The sequence below is a fragment of the Prosthecobacter fluviatilis genome, assembly GCF_042655725.1.
Classification (GTDB): Bacteria; Verrucomicrobiota; Verrucomicrobiia; order Verrucomicrobiales; family Verrucomicrobiaceae; genus Prosthecobacter; species Prosthecobacter fluviatilis.
This window is the reverse complement of sequence record NZ_JBHSMQ010000005.1, coordinates 233,274-252,243: the sequence shown is the minus strand read 5'-3', so window position 1 is coordinate 252,243 and position 18,970 is coordinate 233,274. Positions and strand designations below refer to the sequence as shown.

At 60.8% G+C, this 18,970-nt stretch carries 13 protein-coding genes; 9 read left to right on the top strand and 4 right to left on the bottom strand.

Annotation, left to right across the window (positions count from 1 at the left end):
• The first annotated feature begins 33 nt into the window (after nt 1-33).
• On the top strand, nt 34-360 hold the full coding sequence (locus ACFQDI_RS15120; RefSeq protein ID WP_377168200.1) for an RNA recognition motif domain-containing protein: 327 nt from the start codon (nt 34-36) through the stop codon (nt 358-360).
• Nucleotides 361-447: 87 nt separating this feature from the next.
• Here ACFQDI_RS15120 and ACFQDI_RS15115 read toward each other — a convergent pair whose 3' ends face one another.
• The 4 genes from ACFQDI_RS15115 to ACFQDI_RS15100 all read right to left on the bottom strand — a co-directional run bounded on the left by ACFQDI_RS15115 (nt 448) and on the right by ACFQDI_RS15100 (nt 5,725).
• Nucleotides 448-2,847, bottom strand: coding sequence for a tetratricopeptide repeat protein (locus ACFQDI_RS15115; RefSeq protein WP_377168198.1), 2,400 nt, complete (start codon nt 2,845-2,847; stop codon nt 448-450).
• Nucleotides 2,848-2,935: 88 nt separating this feature from the next.
• Nucleotides 2,936-3,379 (bottom strand): ExbD/TolR family protein, encoded by a 444-nt coding sequence (locus tag ACFQDI_RS15110; RefSeq protein ID WP_377168196.1) that lies wholly within the window; start codon nt 3,377-3,379, stop codon nt 2,936-2,938.
• A 21-nt stretch (nt 3,380-3,400) separates the two neighbouring features.
• Nucleotides 3,401-4,216 (bottom strand): MotA/TolQ/ExbB proton channel family protein, encoded by an 816-nt coding sequence (locus ACFQDI_RS15105; RefSeq protein WP_377168194.1) that lies wholly within the window; start codon nt 4,214-4,216, stop codon nt 3,401-3,403.
• Nucleotides 4,217-4,282: 66 nt separating this feature from the next.
• Entirely contained in the window at nt 4,283-5,725 is a 1,443-nt protein-coding gene (locus tag ACFQDI_RS15100; RefSeq protein WP_377168192.1) for a DUF1501 domain-containing protein, read from the bottom strand.
• Nucleotides 5,726-5,866: 141 nt separating this feature from the next.
• Between ACFQDI_RS15100 and ACFQDI_RS15095 the strand changes: the two genes are divergently transcribed.
• From ACFQDI_RS15095 to ACFQDI_RS15060, 8 genes are all read left to right on the top strand, one after another.
• A complete protein-coding gene (locus ACFQDI_RS15095) occupies nt 5,867-8,914 on the top strand; it encodes a DUF1592 domain-containing protein (RefSeq protein WP_377168190.1) in 3,048 nt (1,015 codons plus the stop codon).
• A 26-nt stretch (nt 8,915-8,940) separates the two neighbouring features.
• A complete protein-coding gene (locus tag ACFQDI_RS15090; protein WP_377168188.1) occupies nt 8,941-10,260 on the top strand; it encodes a DUF1552 domain-containing protein in 1,320 nt (439 codons plus the stop codon).
• Nucleotides 10,261-10,297: 37 nt separating this feature from the next.
• Complete coding sequence (locus tag ACFQDI_RS15085) at nt 10,298-11,305, top strand: succinylglutamate desuccinylase/aspartoacylase family protein (protein WP_377168187.1); 1,008 nt, start codon at nt 10,298-10,300, stop codon at nt 11,303-11,305.
• Nucleotides 11,302-12,528: an MFS transporter gene (locus ACFQDI_RS15080; protein ID WP_377168185.1), complete on the top strand. Its 1,227-nt coding sequence runs from the start codon at nt 11,302-11,304 to the stop codon at nt 12,526-12,528. The genes ACFQDI_RS15085 and ACFQDI_RS15080 overlap by 4 nt, the downstream gene beginning before the upstream one ends.
• Nucleotides 12,529-12,620: 92 nt before the next feature.
• Complete coding sequence (locus tag ACFQDI_RS15075) at nt 12,621-13,430, top strand: alpha/beta hydrolase (protein WP_377168183.1); 810 nt, start codon at nt 12,621-12,623, stop codon at nt 13,428-13,430.
• Nucleotides 13,427-16,045, top strand: coding sequence for a prolyl oligopeptidase family serine peptidase (locus ACFQDI_RS15070; protein WP_377168181.1), 2,619 nt, complete (start codon nt 13,427-13,429; stop codon nt 16,043-16,045). The genes ACFQDI_RS15075 and ACFQDI_RS15070 overlap by 4 nt, the downstream gene beginning before the upstream one ends.
• Before the next feature lie 12 nt (nt 16,046-16,057).
• Entirely contained in the window at nt 16,058-17,557 is a 1,500-nt protein-coding gene (locus ACFQDI_RS15065) for a M81 family metallopeptidase (protein WP_377168179.1), read from the top strand.
• Nucleotides 17,554-18,690, top strand: coding sequence for a mandelate racemase/muconate lactonizing enzyme family protein (locus ACFQDI_RS15060; RefSeq protein ID WP_377168177.1), 1,137 nt, complete (start codon nt 17,554-17,556; stop codon nt 18,688-18,690). Before ACFQDI_RS15065 ends, ACFQDI_RS15060 begins: the two co-directional genes overlap by 4 nt.
• The last annotated feature ends 280 nt before the right edge of the window (nt 18,691-18,970 follow it).

Sequence of the window (18,970 nt, the reverse complement as noted above, 5' to 3'; positions counted from 1 at the left end):
GTGCTCCATGGCCAAGCTTCAATACCTGATGCGATGAATCTCTACGTGAGCAACCTGCCTTACTCCCTGACGGACGAGGATCTGCGGATTGAATTTGCCGCTCATGGTGAAGTCTCCAGCGCCCGCCTGGTCAAAGACCGGGAGACGGGTCGCTCGCGTGGCTTTGGTTTTGTGGACATGCCGCTTGAAGCCGATGCACTGGCGGCAATCAATGCACTGAATGGCAAGGAGGTAGGCGGGCGAGCGCTGAGGGTGATCGAGGCGCGGCCGAGGGAGGAGCGTCCGCCGCGGAAGCATGAAGGTGACAGCCGCAGCAAACGCGAACCGCGTGAAGGCTGGAGCCGTGACAAAAGGTCTTGAATCAAAAAAGGGCGGCACGGAACGCCCTTTGTCCTGATGAGGATGCAGGCAGGCCGCATGCAGAGCGGCGAAGAAGCAGAGCGCTCCTTATTTCGGCTGATACTTCGGATAACGCTGCTGAAGCTGCTGCAGCATCTGCTTCGCCTTGGCTGAGTCTCCGGCTTTCTCCAGCACCTGCGCAGCTTTGTGGAGCGCGTTGGGGGTGACATCGGGGTCATCAAAAAACTGGCTGGGCACGGCGTATTTGGCGGCGGCGTCCTTCCATTTGACCATGGCGGCCTCCTTCTGACCTTCAGCCGCGAGCTTGTCACCCTGCGCAGCGTAAATGTCGCCTTCGAGGATGAGCAGTTCGGCCTGGAGGCGGCCGTCTTTGACGACCTGCAGGGCATCCTGAGCGACCTTGTCAGCTTCATCAAAAAGCCCTTTGCCGAGCTGGGCGCGGCCTTTGGTCAGCAGCGCGCGTGAGCGCGTGGCGGTGTCGGGCTCTGATTTGAGGAAGTTGTCTGTGGCCTGAATGCTGGCGTCGTACTGCTGGTTTTGGAGCTGCGCCATGCCAAGGTAGTTCCACACCACGGGCTCGGTGTTTTCCGGGTTTTGCGGAGTGACGGCGAGCTCGAGGAAGCGTGCTGCGCGTTTGTAGTCGTCTCCGCTGTAAAGTTTGAGCCCGAGCCATTTTAAAATGTTCGGGGGGACCGAGCCGTCGGGTTTGGACTGGAGGTAGGAGTCGATGGTCTTGGCGAGGTTGTCGGCGTTTTGGCGCGCGTAGTCACAAAGGATGATCAGCTGGCTGGATTTTTCGAGGTAAGCTTTGCTGTCGAGCTCGATGGAGCGGCGCAGGGCGGGAACGGCCTTGTCATAGATCTTCTGGTCGAAGTTTCCCCGGCCGATGCCGTAGTAGGCTTGTGCAGCAGCGGTGGTGGTGGGGAATTTTTTGAGCAGTGTCTCAAAGGCGGTGATGGTGGCCTTGGGGTCCTTCTGCTCCATGGCGATGAAACCAAGCTGCAACCACGAGAGCTCGCACGCGTCGGATTTGGGGAACTCCTTGGTGACGTGTTCAAAGTCGGCCTTCGCCTTGGGCAGATCGCGGGCGTCACGGTTTGCAAGGCCACGGCGGGCGTAAGCCTTGGGAAGGAATTCGTGGCCGGGATTTTCACTGATGAAACGGGTGAATGTGCCGACGGCTTCCTGGTTGCGGCCTGCCTCCCCCTGCGCCCAGCCCATGTTGAAGAGCGTGCCTGGGCGCAGCTTTTCGGGCAGTTTTTCGAGGGTGACCTCGTTGTAGCTCTGCGCCGCCTGCTGGTAGTCGCCTTTGTTGAAGTAAAAGTCGGCTCGGATCAGGCGTGCCAAGGCCAGATATTCATGGTCGGAGTGCTTTGCCGCATGCCGTTTGATGAAGGCGGTGGCGAATTCGCCCAGGTCCTTGTCATTGAGCAGGTAGAAGCAGTAGAGCTTCCAGTAGCCTGCGCTGAAGGCTTCTTCGGTGTCGGCGTGGTACTGTTCGATAAGCAGGTAAACTTCGACGGCCCGGGCATAGCTTTTGCGCATGCGGTGCGCATGGCCGACGAGGAGCAGCATCTTGGCCCTGGAGGCACCCTGGGGGAGGACCTCAGAGTTTTTGTTGTAGTAGTCGATGACACCGTCGTAGTCGCCCTTGGCATACAGGGCCTGAATGATGCCTACCAGGGAGATGCCCCGGTTTTGCTCGCTGGTCTCAGGCATCCGCAGAGCCTTCTCAAACATGGCGATGGATTCCTCCGGCTTGCTGAGCTCTGCGTAGAGGACGGCGGCGCGAATGCTGGCCTCTGCCACGATGGCGCGGTCAGCACTGGATTTGACGAGTTCGTCAAAAATAGGCAGCGCCTCGGCCTTTTTGTCCTGGCCGAGATAAATGCTGCCAAGTGTGAGCAGCGATGTTTCGCGGTAAGGATTGTCCGTTTTTACAGCGATCACGCTGTTCAGGGCTGCGGTCTGTTTTGCCTTGTCCCCGAGCATTTCATACGCGCGGCTTTTGTTGTAGGCGGCAGCCAGGCGGACTGGGGGGCTCTTGGTCTTGCTCTCGGCGAAGCCGAAGAATTTGGCCGAGTCTGCGAACTTGGAATCGTTGAACGTCATTGCGCCGAGGCGGTAGGCGCATGATGGAGCGCCCTCGCTTTCAGGGTAGCGGTTCACGACTTCCTCATAGTAGCCGGCGGCCTGCTTGAGCTGGTTCTGCTTCATGTAGCACTCACCAATGCGGTAGAGCGCCTCCGGCACCTGCCTGCCGCTGGGGTACTGCTGAAGGTACTTGGCGTAGGACTGCGAGGCCATGCCCCACTCCTGGCGGTCATAAGCCAGAGTGGCAAAATCAAACATGTCGTCATCAGGCCCCTTGGTCTTTGGGGCCGCGTCCGGCACGGGCTGCGCCTTGGGGGGCGGGCTTACCGGAATGGCCTTTGGCACGTCATCTTCGACAGGGAGCGCACGGGGCGGCGCAGGCTGCTGAGCCATGGATGAAAAGGCCACCATGCAGCAGAGCGCAGGAATGAAACAGGGCGCATGGCTGCGCGAGGCGGTTGGGGACTTCGCGGCGGTCATCTCACTTGGGCGTGGAGGCAGGTTGGTCAGCGTCAGGTTTGCGCGTTGCAAAGGCAATGTTCCAGATGCCAGCCTTCTGGCAGGTATCCAGCACCCGGATAACGTGCTGATAATTGACGATTTCATCGCCACGAAGGATCACAGCCTGATCCTTGTAGAGCGAGACGATGTTTTTCAGCTTCACCAGCAGCTCGTCGGTGTTGAACTTCTGGCCGTTGACGAGGATCTCGCCGTCTTTTTTGATGTTGATGATGATCTCGCCGACATTGCGGGACTCCTTTTCCTTGCCCTCTTCGGCGGCAGGCACGCTCACGTCCATGACCTGCTCCTCCTTGGCATACTGGAAGGTGACGGCAAAGAAAATGACGAGCAGGAACAGCACGTCCACCAGCGGTGCGAGCTGCATGGGCGAGGGTTCGATGGAATGCTGTTTGCGGAAATTCATCGCGAATGGGGAACTGCCTGTTTACTGGCCGGCGACGGCGCGTGCGGCACGCTTGTACTGCACCGCGAGCAGGGCCATCAGGTGGGTGGTCGCGGCTTCCATTTCAGAGATCAGACGGTTCACCTTGCCACGAAAGATGGCGTAGAACATGAGGGACGGAATGCCGATGACGAGACCGGAGGCCGTGCAGAGCAGCGCCTCAGAAACCCCCTGGGCGAGGCCGAGCTGGTTTGAGCCTGCAGCACCCTTGCCGGAGATTTCATGGAAGGTGGTGATCATGCCCAGGGTCGTGCCGAGCAGGCCGAGCATGGGGGCGATGGCGCCTACGTCACCGAGATAGGCGATGCGGGCCAGCAGAAGGCTGGACTGGCGGTTGCCCTCGGCTTCGGTGACTTCCTTGACCTCCTCAAAGCTCGCGCTCGGGTTGCGTGTGGCAAAGTCGAGCGTTTTGGAGGTGATGCGGGCGATGCATTCGTTGCGGCGGTTGCACACCGCGAGCAGTCCCAGGTAGTCCTGCTTGCGGATCAGGGCATCCGCCGAGTTCATAAAGGCATCGCTGACCACGGTGCCCTGCCTGACCGTGAAGCCAAAGAGCACGATCATAAAGAGGGCAATCATCGACAGAATGATCAGCGGGTAGGCCATGACCCCGGTGCGCTTGACGAAGCCCTGAAAAGTCAGCACATCGCCGTAGGGGTTGTCTTCGCCAGCCGGAGCCTGGGTCACGGTCACCCCATGAGCGGCAGGCGCAGGCTGCTGGGCCTGGGCCTTGTTGAGGTTCATCGTGAAGATGAGCGCCACCAGCACGGCCAGGGCGAAGAAGATTTTTCGGTGCATGAGGCGGCGATTGTAAACGTATGCGCCAGCCTTGCAAGGGGCCGGTGGCTGGCTTTACCGGCCCGGTCAGGCCAGCAGTTCCCGTACCACTTTGCACTCGTTTACGCCTGTGAGGCGGAAATCCAGCCCTGCGTACTTGTAGGTGAACTTTTCGTGATCGAAGCCCAGAATGCGCAGGATCGTGGCATGCAGATCATGCACGTGGACGGGGTTTTCCGTGGCTTGGAAGCCAAATTCATCGGTGGAGCCATGAGTGTAGCCGCCCCGCACACCGCCGCCGGCCATCCACATCGTGAAGCCGTAATGGTTGTGGTCGCGGCCGTGTTGCTTGCCGGCATTGGCACCGGGGGTGGGCAGTTCCACGGCCGGGGTGCGGCCAAATTCGCCCCCCCACAGCATGAGGGTTTCGTCCCAGAGGCCGCGCTGTTTTAGGTCGCTCATAAAAGCGGCCATGGCCCCGTCCGTCTGCTGTCCAAGCTTCCGGTGCTCCAAAATTTCGTCGTGATTGTCCCACGGCTGGCCTGCGCCAGTCCAGAGCTGGATGAAGCGCACCCCGCGCTCCAGCAGACGCCGGGCGATGAGGCACTGACGGCCAAACGCGTGGTCTCCGTACATTTTCCGAACCGATTCCGGCTCCTTCATGATGTCGAAGGCGTCCGTGGCCTCCATCTGCATGCGGTAGGCCAGTTCGTAGCTCTGCACGCGGGCTTCGAGCTGCTGGTCGCGGTCCTGCTGAACCAGATTGCGCTGGTTGAGCTCCTGCAGGAGGTCGAGCTGGCGGCGCTGCTGCTTGAGATCGAGCGAACCGTTTTTGATGAATTCCACGAGTTTTTCAACCCGGGTGTCCTCGGTGTTGATGTAAGCGCCCTGGTAGGCGCTGGGCAGGAAAGCTGACTGCCAGTTTTTGGTGCGGCGTGTGGGCATGCCTCCGGGGCACATGGCGATGTAGCCTGGAAGGTTTTGGTTTTCACTGCCGAGGCCGTAGGTCACCCAGGAGCCCATGGTCGGGCGGTTCAGGCGGCCTTCCCCACTGTTCATCAGCCCCAGGGAAGGCTCATGGTTGGGCACGTCCGCGTACATCGAGCGGATCACGCAGAGATCGTCGGCAAAAGCACCGGTCTTTTCAAAGACTTCGCTCACTTCCAGCCCGCACTCACCGCGCTTGGTAAACTTGAAGGGGGATTTGAAGCCTGCCCCGGTCGGGCGCTCGGTTTTGAGCACGTTCGGCAGCGGCTTGCCGTCGTATTTGTCCAGCATTGGCTTCGGGTCGAAGGTATCCACGTGGGATGGCCCGCCATTCATGAAGAAATGCACCACCCGTTTGGCCTTTGGCTCAAAATGGGGGCGTTTGACGGCCATGGGGTCCAGGGTGGCGGCTGCCGCCTGCTGTGTGAACAGTGAGCCGAGGGCTACCGATCCAAAGCCCATGCCGACACGTTGCAGCAGTTCGCGGCGCGTCAAAAATGCATGCTCCAAGTTTGGGGCATGATGTGAAAAAGAGGAGTTCATGGGGGTATGAAAGGTACGTTCCCGGGAGGGGATGTTTTTGCAGGATCTCTTGCGCGAGATTTATAGCACAGGAAAGCGCAAAAAAGGAGCAGAAGCTGCTGATGGAAGGCTCCGTAAATTAGCGTATCCTTTATACCCCCAATGTTTTCGAATTCACGCCATCTTGCTCTGGCCGCCTTTGTCGTCGGCTCGTTTCCCCTTTCCGCTGCTCCGGCCTGGAAAGACGCTGAAGTCGTTTTGAAGGCCAAATGCTATGAGTGCCATAACCCCAAGAAGACTAAGGGCGATGTTGATTTGCAGCAGTTTGCCGCCGATCCCCAGCTGGCCAAGCATTTTGAGGTCTGGCTCAAGGTGAAGGACACCATCGAAAACGGCGACATGCCGCCGCCGAAGGCCCACCAGATGACCGACCAGGAGAACCATGCCCTTCTCGGCTGGGTCAATGGTGAGCTCGATGCCCTGGCTGCCGCCCAGTCCGGCGATCCCGGCCCCGTGACCATGCGCCGGCTCACCAACGCCGAATACGACTACACCATCCGCGACCTCACCGGGCACGACTACAGCCTGGCCAAGGAATTCCAGACCGACGGCGGTGGTGGCGAGGGTTTCAGCAATACCGGCGACGTGCTTTTCATGAGCCCCGCCGCGCTGGACAAATACTTTGGCGCCGCCCGCAAGGTGGCCGATTTCGCCACCATCATGCCGGGCACCGGCATCGTGTTCAATTCGCAACGCATCGGCCTGCGTGGCCCTGAACAGGTCAAGGCGCAGGCTCAGCAGGCGCTGTATGTGTGGTACCAGCAGAAGGCGGCTCCGTTTCTGCCAAAAGACTTCGATGACATGCGCGAGGCGGACTACATGGTGGCCTGCTGGAAGCACAAGCACTTCAAAACCCCGCTCGAACAGCTCGCAAAGGAGGGAGGGCTGCAGCTGCCCTTCCTGCAGAACTGGAACACCCTCGTCAATGCCACGGAGCCCAAGTCACGCTTCCTCGACCTCACCCGTGTGGCCTGGCGCGAGCTTCCAGCACCCGACGCTGCCAAACCTGGCCAGGTGCCGCAGGCCGTGATCGACGGAGCCAAGGCCGTCCAGGCCCAGCTCCTTTCCTGGAACAATCCCAAAAAGCCCGGCAGCGGCGTGCAGCGCCAGCAGCAGGACGCCGACGGCATCCGCGCCTACCAAATGAACATCGAGGTGAAGGGCAAGAAGCAGGCCTTCCTGTGCATCGGCGACGATGGCGACGGCAACAAAGGAGACATCGCCCTCATCACCAAGCTTGATGTGCGTACCACCAAGGGGCACCTGCTGTATATGGACTGGCTCAACAAGCAGATAGGCGAAGACCAAAAGGCCCTCGCCGCCACGCCGCCTCCGGCCAATGCCGAGGCGCTGAAGCAGCGCATCGCCGAGTTGGAGAAAGTGAAAAGCGCTTTTGGCAAGCATCCGCAGGGCCGCCAGATCGAGCCCGGAGTGCTGGCCATCGCGGCACCGCTGGCTTTCACCCTCCCGTTGCCTGAAAACGCCACCTGGCTGCATGCCGAGGCCCGCCTGGACCTGCAAAATCCCGACATCAACGACGGCACCATCCAGTGGGCGCTCACCACGGACAAGCCCCGCGACGTCACCAAGATCATGCCCGGCGTGCTCACCGTTTGGAAGACCCAGACTGATGCAGCCCGCAACACCATGCGGGATTTTGGCGTCATGAAGCAGGCCTTCCCGGACATGTATGAGCGCAGGCTTGAGGAAGTGGCCAGCAATCTCTATCGCCGCAACCCGGGCATCACGGTCTATTACTTCAGTGATGATCAGCTCGGCCAGCTTCTCGGCCCCAAAGACCGCGACTACCTCGCGGCCATGAAGAAGGACTTTGGCTACACCGCCAATCCCAAGCTCAACCCGCAGCAGCAGAAGGAGTTCGACTCCGCCCTGCTCGGGCACCTGCGCTACTTTGCCGGTCGTGCCTGGCGTCGGCCGCTCACTCCCGAGGAAGGCCAGAAACTCGATGCCCTCTACTTTGAAGGACGCAAAAAAGAGCTCGATCGCGAATCCGCCGCGCGCGAGGTCGTGGTGCGTGTGCTGGTTTCCCCCTTCTTCCTCTTCAAGGCGGAGACTCTGCCGCTGGCCAGCAATCCCACGGGCGATGTGAAGCTCAACGCCTATGAGCTGGCCTCCCGCCTCAGCTACTTCATCTGGGCCTCCCAGCCTGACTGGGAGCTGCGCAAGGCTGCTGATGACGGCAGCCTGCTCAAGCCCGAAGTCCTCGCTGCGCAGACCAAGCGCATGCTGCGCGACCGCAAGGCCACGGCGCTTGCCAAGGAATTCGCCGGCCAGTGGCTGAAGTTCAACGGCTTCGACGAAAAGAGCACCGTCGATGAGAAGAAGTTCCCCGAATTCACCACCGAGATCCGCAACGACATGCAGCGGGAGACCCTCGAGTTCTTCTCCCATCTCGTGCGCGATGACCGCAACGTGGGCGACATCATTGGTGGCGACTACTCCTTCCTCAATGAGCGCCTGGCCAAATTCTACGGCGTCCCGGGTGTCACTGGCGGTGATTTCCGCGAGGTAAAAGTGGCCCAGCAGCATCGCGGCGGCCTGCTTGGCATGGGAGCCATCCTGACCAAGACCTCCCGCCCCAACCGCACCAGCCCCGTGGTGCGTGGAGACTATCTCTACCAGGTGGTGCTCGGCTTCAGCTCACCGCCGCCGCCGCCGAATGTTCCCAAGCTGCCGGACAGCGCCGTGAAGCCCGCCTCTCTGCGCGAGGCCCTCATGGTCCACCGCACCGACGCTGCCTGCGCCGTCTGCCATGAGCGCATCGATCCGCTCGGCTTCGCCCTTGAAAGCTTCGACCCCATTGGTCGCTTCCGTACCGCCGATGAAACGGGTGGCAAGATCGACGACACCGGCGAGCTGAAAGACGGCACCAAGTTCCAGGGCCTGCCCGGCCTGCGCGACTACCTCAAGAAAAACGAAGTCAACTTCTCCGCTCAGTTCTGCCGCAAGCTCCTCGGCTACGCCCTCGGCCGTCAGACCATGCCGAGCGACAAAGCCTTGCTCGCCAAGATGCAGGCCACGCTGAAGCAGAACGGCGGCAAGTTCTCCGCCGCCGTGCTCGAAGTCGTCAACAGCCGCCAGTTCCTCAACCGCCGCAGCGAGGCCGTGGTGGCCTCCTCGAATCAATAAAACACCTCGCCACCCGTCTTACCTTTATGAACCTTTCCCGTCGCAAATTTCTCCGTGGCTCAGGCATCGCTCTCGGGCTGCCTTGGTTTGAGTCGATCAACTCCTTTGGAGCTGATGCGGTGAAAAACAACACCGCGCCGCGTCGTCTCGCCGTGTGCTTCACCGGCAATGGCGTCAATCCGCACCACTGGGGCGCCACGCAGGGCGCTGGCGGCATGGAGTTCATGAAAACGCTCACGCCGTTGGAGCCGATCAAGAAGCACATCAGCGTGTTCAAGGGCCTGTGGAATCCCACCACTGTGGAAGGGGAGGGCGGGCACTACCCCAAGATGAACGTGCTCTGCGGACTCAAGGTGAAGAAGACCACCACTGATGTCGAAGTCGGCACCACCATGGACCAGCTCGTCGCCGCACAGACGGGCAAGTTCACCCCCGTGCCCTGCGTCGTGCTGGGCACCGAGCGCCCCAGCTACAGCACGGACTCCGGCTTCACTTCCATCTACTCCGCCTACATCTCCTGGAGCACTCCTACCACCCCTGCGCCGAAGGAGATCTTCCCACAACAGGCCTTCGACCAGCTCTTTGACGACGGCAGCAAGCGCAAGCGTGACAAGAGCATCCTCGACCTCGTGATGGAAGACGCCGGCGCGCTGAAGCCCAAGCTCAGCCAGCGCGACAAGCAGAAGCTCGACGAATACCTCACCTCCGTGCGCGAGATCGAGCAGCGCGTCGAGCTCGCCGAAAAAATCAGCCAGGCCGAAACCCGCGGCGCGGGCTGGCAGCCCACCGTCAAGGTGCCCACCCTTGCACGCCCCGGCTCCGGCATTCCCACCAGCAGCGAGGACCATCTGCGCCTCATGTTCGACATCATGCTTCTGGCCTTCCAGATGGACCGCACCCGCGTGGCCACCTTCATGATGAACAACGACCTCTCCAACATGCGCTTCCCCAGCCTGGAAGGCATCAGCGGCGGCATCCATGAGCTCTCCCACCACGCCAATGACGAGCACCGCCTCGACATGTATCAGCGCGTGAACCAGCACCAGGTGAAGCTCTGGGGAGAGTTTCTCACCAAGATGCAGGCCACCAATGAAGGCGAGCGCAGCCTGCTGGAAAACAGCATGGTCATGCTCACCAGCAGCCTCTTCGACGGCAACGCCCACGACTCCCGCCAGCTCCCTGTCGTCCTCGCCGGCAACGGCGGCGGCTCCATCCAGGCTGGTCGCTTCCACGACCTTAGCGCCGACCCCAACCGCAAAATGTGCCGCCTCCACATCGCCCTCATGGACCGCATGGGCCTGCATGTCGGACATTTTGGCGATGCCGAGAACGCGTTGGCGATTTAGTTCGTGAGGTGATGGCTTCGGGCACCGTAGAGGTGTCATGGTCATCACCTCCCTCGATTTCGACAAACCGGGCAAGCAGCAGGGCTTCCTGCAGGTCCCTTATTCCCACAATCTCGGTGGCTGGGCGAATGTGATGGTGCCCATCACGGTCGTGGCTCGTGGCAAAGGACCGACAGTGCTCGTGCTCGGCGGCAATCATGGGGACGAGTATCAGGGGCAGATCGCCGCGATGAAGCTCGCGCGTGAACTGACGCCTGAGAAGGTGACGGGCCGCGTCATTCTCATACCTTCGCTCAATTTTCCTGCGGCACGTGCTGCCACGCGACTCTCGCCGCTCGATGGCATGAACATGAACCGCGCCTTTCCTGGCGATGCAGAAGGTCCGGTGACGAGCCAGATCGCGCACTATCTGCGCACGGTGCTCTTTCCGCTCAGTGATGTCGTCATCGACATGCACTCGGGCGGTCGCAGCATGGAGTTCGTCCCTTGCGCGCACATGCATCTCGTGCCGGATCGTGAGCAGCGGGCGAGGATGTTTGCCGCCATGCTCGCGTGGGGCACGGAGTTCTGCTTCATCTACGCGGACATCGCCGGCAGCGGACTCCTGCCTGTCGAAGCCGAGAACCAGGGCAAGCTCGTCATCACCACCGAACTCGGCGGCGGCGAGTGCGTTCCCGCCAGTGTGCATCGCATCACACAATGCGGCTTGAAGAATGTGCTCATCCATGTCGGAGCGCTGAAAGGCCGTGAGCAGCCCCGAAAAGCAACCGCGATCATCACGCAGGCCACCAATCGCGAAGATTACATTCTTGCGCCTGAGTCGGGCATTTTTGAAATCGCCGTCGATCTCGGGGGCAAAGTGAAGCCTGGGCAGACGGTGGGTTTCATCCATCATCTGGAGCGTGCGGATCGGGCTCCGGAACCCATTGTGGCACAAACTGCCGGTTACTTGATCACGATGCGCGCGCCGTGTCTCACGCAGCAGGGCGACTGCGTCGCGGTGATCGCGCGACAGGTCAGTGCACGTGAAGTTCTAAGTGCATGAACCGCGCAAAAACGGCAGGTGCCCTCGTGGCCTTCATGTGGTTCGCGTATTTCCTGAATTACTGCGACCGTCAGGCGATCTTCTCGATGTTTCCGTCGTTGAAGCTCGACCTGAAAATGACGGATCAGGAACTCGGGCTCGTCGGCGCGGTGTTTCTTTGGGTGTATGCCATCGGCTGCCCGGTCTCCGGCTATCTTGGAGATCGCTTTTCAAAACGTCTGCTCGTCGTGCTGAGTCTGGTCGTGTGGAGCATCGTGACCATTGGGACCGGCTTTGTCACCTCAGGTGTGCTGATGCTCGTGATGCGTGCGGCGATGGGCGTGTCCGAGTCGCTTTACATGTCCAGCGCGGTCGCGCTCACGGCCAGCGCGTATCCTGTGGCGAGGCGCTCACGGGCGGTGTCGATGCTCATGACCGGCCAGATTGCGGGCACGGTGGCAGGCAGCTGGTTTGGCGGCTTCATGGCGGATCGTGGCCAGTGGCGCTGGGCCTTCTTCGCGCTCGGTGCGGTGGGCGTGCTCTACGCGATTCCTTACTTCACCTTCCTGCGGCGGGTTGGGGAACCTCAGCCTGACAAAGCTGGGAGCGCAGGCGGCATCAGTTTTGCAGCACTCGTTCGTTCGCGCACCTTTGTCCTGCTCTGCCTGGTGTTTCCGGTGTTCGTCTTTGGCATCTGGCTGCTCTACGGCTGGCTGCCCGCATTTCTGCATGACAAGTTTCATCTCAATCAGGCTGATGCCGCGTTCAACGCCACCGTCTTTCTGCAAGCCGCCACGTTGGCCGGTGTGCTTGGCGGCGGCATGATCGCAGATGCGCTTTACCAGCGCATGCCAGCCGCGCGCCTGTGGCTCATGGTGTGCGGCCTCGCGCTGTCCGCGCCTTGCATTCATGCCCTTGGCAACAGCGACACGCTGCTCGTCACCCGCGTCGCCGCAACCGGTTTCGGCCTGTTCAGCGGCCTCTTTATCGCAAACATCTTCCCGGCCTCCTTCGATGTCGTGTCTTCAGACGCAAGGGCCACCGCCGTTGGCCTGCTGAACTTCTTTGGCGCTATCATGTCCGGCTTTGCCACGCTTTTCGGCGGCATGTGGAAGCAAACCCTCGGCATTGACCGCCTTCTCTCTCTCACTGCGCTTGCTTATTTCACGGCAGCCATGGCCTTGTTCGTCGGCATCAAGGTGCTGTTTCATCGTGATCACAACCATATCGTCTCCCATTCATGAAGAACATCCTCCTTTTATGCTCAGCAGCTTTTTTGCTCAGCTCACCGGCTGGACAAGCATCAGCGCAAACGCCTGCCAGACCCACGCCCGCCGTGCGCATCGCACTGTGGCACGGCAAAGCCCCTGATGGGGGCGGCAAGTTCGAGGATTGCACGAAGGAACTCGAAGTCTTTCTTCCGCCCGCTGGCAAAGCCAATGGTGCTGCCATCGTCCTGTGCCCCGGCGGTGGCTACATCCGCCACGTCACCGACCGCGAGGGCTACCCCATTGCCCAATGGCTCAATGAGCACGGCATCGCCTGCGTCATTCTCGAATACCGTCTGCCCTCGTTGCGCCATGCGGTGCCATTGCTCGATGCGCAGCGCGCCATTCGCCTCACACGCGCCAAAGCTGTGGAGTGGAAGATCGACCCGCAGCGCATCGGTATCCTCGGTTTTTCCGCAGGTGGTCATGTCGCCTCCACAGCGGTGACGCATTTTGATCAGGGCAATGCCGCGTCTGCTGATCCCATCGAGCGGTTGAGTTGTCGCCCCGATTTCGGCTGGCTCGTCTATCCCGTCGTCACCATGGGCGAATTCACGCACGCAGGATCGAAGGCGCAGTTGCTCGGCACCGACCCGAAGCCCGACCTCGTGCGACTCTATTCCAACGAACTGCAGGTCAGCGGTCAAACCCCGCCGACCTTCCTCGCCCACGCCATCGACGACAAGGCGGTGCCGATTGAAAACAGCCGACAGTTTGTCGCCGCCATGCAGGCGAACCACCTTCCGGTCCAACTCCTTGAACTTCCCTCCGGAGGGCACGGCCTCAACGGCTGCAAAGGCCCGCTGTGGGAGGAGTGGAAAGCGGCTGCCCTTGCATGGATGGCAGGACGCAAACTGATTCCGGAGGTCAGACCATGAGAAGGGCCGCTCTCATCATCCTCGTCATCGCGGCCCGGGTTCTGGCTGACGAGCCGCAGGACATCGTCTTCAAAGCCGACATCGACGGCAGTCAGCAGCGATATGTCGAACTCATGCCGCCGGACTTCGATCCAAAGGCGCCGCATGACGTGGTGCTCGCATTTCATGGACATGGGGCAGACCGCTGGCAGTTCATCAAGGATACGCGCGGCGAATGCAAGGGCGTGCGCGATGTGGCGGCAAAGTTTGGCATGATCGTTGTCTCGCCAGACTACCGGGCAAAGACTTCGTGGATGGGGCCGAAGGCGGAGGCGGATGTGGTGCAGATCATCGCAGAAATGAAGCTGCGCCATCATGTGGGGCGTGTGTTTGTCGCCGGTGGCTCCATGGGCGGGACGGCGGTGCTTGCTTTCACCGCGCTGCATCCTGAACTCGTGGCGGGCGTGTGCAGCCTCAATGGAACGGCCAATCTGATCGATTATGAGAAGTTTCAGGAAGCTCGCACGGCTTCCTTTGGCGGATCGAAATCGGCAGTGCCAGAGGAATACAAGAAGCGCAGCGCGGAGTTCTTTCCCGAAATGTTCACGATGTCTGCGGCGTTCACCACGGGTGGCAAAGATGACGTTGTGCCGCCGCAGAGTGTCCTGAGGCTCGTGGAGAAGCTCAGGCAGGCGAAACGCAAGGTGCTGAGCATTCACCGCGAGGCCGGCGGGCATTCCACGACCTATGAGGACACCTGCGCGGCGATGGAGTTCATGCTGCGAGAGGCGGGATGCCGGGCAACGGGCGAGCGTGATGCGCTGCGTGTCACGATGGGTGCCAAATCACCTGCCGCGGATCTGGCAGCGGATGCCCAGGTCTTTGGCAAAGCCATCGACCGGGCCTTGAAGTATGAATCTGCGCTCACTGAGGCTGACATGCGGTTGCTCAAAAATGCGGGCGTTCGCGCGAAGGAGCGTGCCGTGGCCGCAGCCGCCAGCACTCCCACCTGGACCACAAAGAAGGGAAAAGTCGTGCGGGGCTTCTTCTCCGCCGTGGATGGTTCCGTGCAGCCCTATGGAGTGATCGTGCCTGAGAAATACGACGCCACAAAGCCGATGCGGCTCGATGTGGTGCTGCATGGCAGCTCAAAACCGGTGGGCATGAGCGAGATGAAATTCATCGCTCGATTTGATGAGGGCGATGACGTGGCGAAGTCCGTGCCGGATGTCGATTACATCGAGCTGCATCCGCTGGGTCGCGTGGAGAACTGTTACCGCTGGGCCGGTGAGACGGATGTCTTCGAGGCCATTGAAGCCGTCTGCCGGAACTACAGGATCGACCGTGACCGTGTGGTGCTGCGTGGCATGTCGATGGGGGCGTCGGGCACCTGGCATCTGGGTTTGAAGAATCCTGACCGCTTCGTCGCCATCGGGCCCTACTGCGGCTATGTGGACACGCATCGTTTCTCCGAGACACCGATTCCAGGCTTCATCAAGGTTGGTCCGCTGCCGACGTATCAGGAAATCGGCCTGCACATGCTTGACTCGGTGGACTACGCCGCCAACGCCGGAGTCGTGCCCGCCATAGCGGCCATTGGTGACAAGGATGTGTTCTTCCAGGCGCACGTCATCATGGGCGAGGCCTTCGCCAAAGAGGGCATCCCATTCACGAATCTCATTTCGCATGGCACCGGGCATGTCATTGAGCCGAAGACGCATGCCGAGCAGATGCGCCGCATCTCCGAATACGCAGCGAAGGGGCTCGATCACGACCCGAAACAGCTCATCTTCGTCACCTGGACGGTCAAATACAACCGCTGTCACTGGCTGGAGCTGCTCAGCCTCGGCAGGCATTACGAACGTGCCGAGTTTCGTGCCAGCTTGATCGGGGATGGCCTTGAAGTCAGCGAAACAGGCAACATCACACGTTTTGCCATCCATCGTCCGCTGTCCCGGATGCGCATCGCAGGTGCCGAGATCTCCCTGCCTCCTCACAAGCCTGAGGACGTGCTCGTGTTTGCACAGACCGGTGGTTTATGGATGTGCGAGGGCTTGCGCAGTCAAGTCAAGCTCACCGGCAAGCGCCCGGGACTGCAAGGCCCCATTGACGATGCCTTCGCCACACCTTTTCTCTGCGTGCGTGGCACTGGCAGGCCCTGGAATGAGGCAGTGAATGCATGGGCGGACGAGAATCTGAAGCGCTTCAAATACGAATGGTCGCGCTACATGGGCGGCGATCTGCCGGTGAAAAACGACACCGAAGTCACCGAGGCTGACATGCGCGGCAAGCATCTCATCCTCTTCGGTGATCCCGGCAGCAACTCGTGGATCGCCAGAGCGCTGCCGAATCTCCCCGTGACGTGGACACACGACGAAGTTCGTCTCGGTGATGTCACGCAGCCGGCCAGGGATCATGCGCCTGTTTTCATCTGCGCCAGCCCGCTCGCGCAGGATCGCTACCTCGTCATCAACAGCGGCCACACCTTCCACGAGAAGGAGTTTGCCGCCTTCAACTATCTGCTTTTCCCACGGCTTGGTGACTGGGCGGTGATCAAGATCGGAGCGGAAGAGAAAGTGGTCCGTGCCGGCTATTTTGATGAGTCATGGCGGAAGGCTGGCGTTGTTGCGCCGTAGAATATTGCACCCATGCCACGCATCCTCATCGCCGAATGCAAACAGGAAGTCTCCACCTTCAATCCGCACCTGAGCGGATATGACGATTTCACGCTTCGTCACGGCCAGGCAATTCTCGACTACCACCGGCAGGTGCGCAGTGAAGTCGGCGGAGCGTTGAATGTGCTGGATGCAACGCCGGGCGTGGAGCTCGTGCCGACGTGCAGCGCCCATTTCATCACCTCTGGCGGCACGCTGGCGGATGCGGCTTTTGAGCGCATCGCGGACGAACTGCTATCCAGCATCAGAGCTGCACCGCCCGTGGATGGCATTTACTTTTCTCTGCACGGAGCTATGGCGGCCCAGAGCCAGGATGACCCGGAAGGCTGGCTTCTGGAGCAGACTCGGAAGATCGTCGGCGAGAGGGTTCCCATCGTCATCTCCCTGGATCTGCACGGCATCCTCACGGACCGCATGCTGGAGCAAAGCGATGCTGCCGTGGCCTTTCACACCTATCCTCATGTCGATTTTTTCAGCACAGGCGAGCGCTCCGCTCGGCTGCTCCTGCGCATCGTCGCGGGTGAAGTGAAACCCGTCACCGCCAAGGTGCGGGTGCCTGCGCTCGTTCGTGGCGATGAACTGATCACCGCCTCCGGCTCCATTCGTCACGCGGTGAATGCCGCGATGGCGGTCGAGCAAAGCGCAGGCGGCCTCTCGGCAGCGATGATGTGGGGTAATCCCTTTACCGATGTTCCCGCCCTCGCCTCGAACAGTTTTGTCGTGACAGACAATGATCCAGCTCTCGCGGAACGCGAAGCTCTGCGCATCGCCGGCTTGTTCTGGGAGCATCATGAGAAGATGCAGGTTCCCCTCACCAGCCTGGCTGAAGCCGCGCGCCAGACCAAGGAGAATGCCTCCGGAACCGTAGTGCTTGTGGATGCGGCGGATGCCACGAGCTCCGGTGCCTCCGGTGACAGCAATGCAATCCTTCGCGCCCTGATCGATGCAGGCTATGAAGGCACGGCCTTGGTCCCCATCGTTGATCCTGGTGCTGTGGAGGCCGCCTTCCGGGCGGGTGTTGGGCATGCAGTCAAAACAACGGTCGGAGGCGCTCTGGATGCCGGCCGCTTTACCCCGCTACCCATGGAAGGGCACGTGAGAATGCTCTCAGACGGCTGGTTTCACAGCGAGACCACACGCGAGCTGTGGCAGGCCGGCCCCACGGCGGTGATTCAGTCCGGTCACATCACGCTTATCATCACCAGCCGCGCGGTGAGCCTCTATGACCGCGCACTGTTCCTGTCTCACGGCTGCGATCCCAGGCATTATGGAGCCGTCGTGGTAAAGTCGCCGCAATGTGAGCGCCACATGTTCAAAGACTGGGCTGCGCGATACATTGATGTGGATGCCCCGGGCTCCACCAGCGCCCATCTCCGCAGCCTCGGCCACGTCCGCTGCGAACGCCCCATGTTCCCGCTCGATGCGGAGGTTTCTTTCCAACCCCAGGCCAAAATTTTCCAACGACACCCATGAAAATCCGAGAAATTCGCTGCGCAGGTTTGCGCGGTGCCACCCCCGAAGGCGGCTGGAGCAACGAGCTCCGGCCTGAAGACTGTGTTCATACACTCATCGCCGTCCACACCGATGAAGGCGCCGTGGGGCTCGGCAGCGTGTTCACCCATGATGCGCTCGTGCGTGCCTCCCTCGCGGTACTGGAGCCGCTCTATCGTGGCGAGAACGCCCTCGAACCCGAGCGCGTGAGCGAGAAACTGCACCAGAACATGTTCTGGCTCGGTCGTGGTGGTTCCATCACGCACACCATCAGCGGCATCGACATCGCCCTGTGGGATCTGCTGGGCAAAGCCACCGGGCAGCCGGTCGGTCGTCTGCTTGGCGGTCGTTATCGCGAGCGCGTGCAGCCTTATGCCTCGTTGCTGATGGATGAGCCGGCAAAGCTGCGTGATCACCTGCTCCAGGTGAAGGCCCAGGGCTTCCGCGCATTCAAAATTGGCTGGGGGCCGTTTGGCCGTCGGAATGCGGCCACCGATGAAGCGATCGTCAAAGCCGCACGTGAAGCCGTGGGGGCTGAATCGCGATTGATGGTCGATGCCGGTGGCAGCGATGCGCATTGGACGAACGGCTACAAGTGGGCGCTGAACACCGCGAAGATGCTCGCCGATTACGGGGTGCATTGGTTTGAAGAAGCGCTCACACCCGACTCGCTCGAAGACTTCGTGAAGCTGCGCGAGCATTCACCTGTGCCCATCAGTGGCGGTGAGGTGCTCACCCGGCGTCAGGCCTTTCAGCCTTTCCTCGAAGCGCGCGCCTTCGACATCATCCAGCCAGACGTTACGAAGGTTGGCGGCATCAGCGAAGAGCGGCGCATCGCTTGGATGGCGCAGGAGCACGGCGTACAGTTCATTCCACACGGGTGGAACACGGCCGTGGGTCTCGCGGCCGATCTGCACCTCGCCTCGGCTTTTCCCGGCACCGATCTCGTCGAATACCTCACGGGTTCGCCATTCATTGACGAAATCACCCTCGGTGGCTGGAAGCTTGATGCCGAAGGCATGCTGGCCATTCCGACCACGCCCGGACTCGGTCTCGAACTCGATCCTGATGCGGTGAAAAAATACACCAACGGGGAGAAGCTGTTGGAACGGTGAAATTCTTTTGGATGCTGGTCCAAAGCCTTTCCAGCGACAGGTTTTCAGGCGCTCGCAAGTCCAGCGTTGAACAAGCCTGACTGCGTTGCGCAACATGGAAAACGCTCTGGCGATTTGATCGCCAGGGCTTGCGCATGGCCCAGTGCAGGCCGAATGAACTCTCTCAAGCGACAGCTGGCACCGTGTTGTATTTGAGTGCCTGCTTCAGCCAGCAACCACTCTGACATCTGTTTTTGGAACTGCCAGAGTCTTACAGGCAGTGCATGCGTCAGCCCTGTTG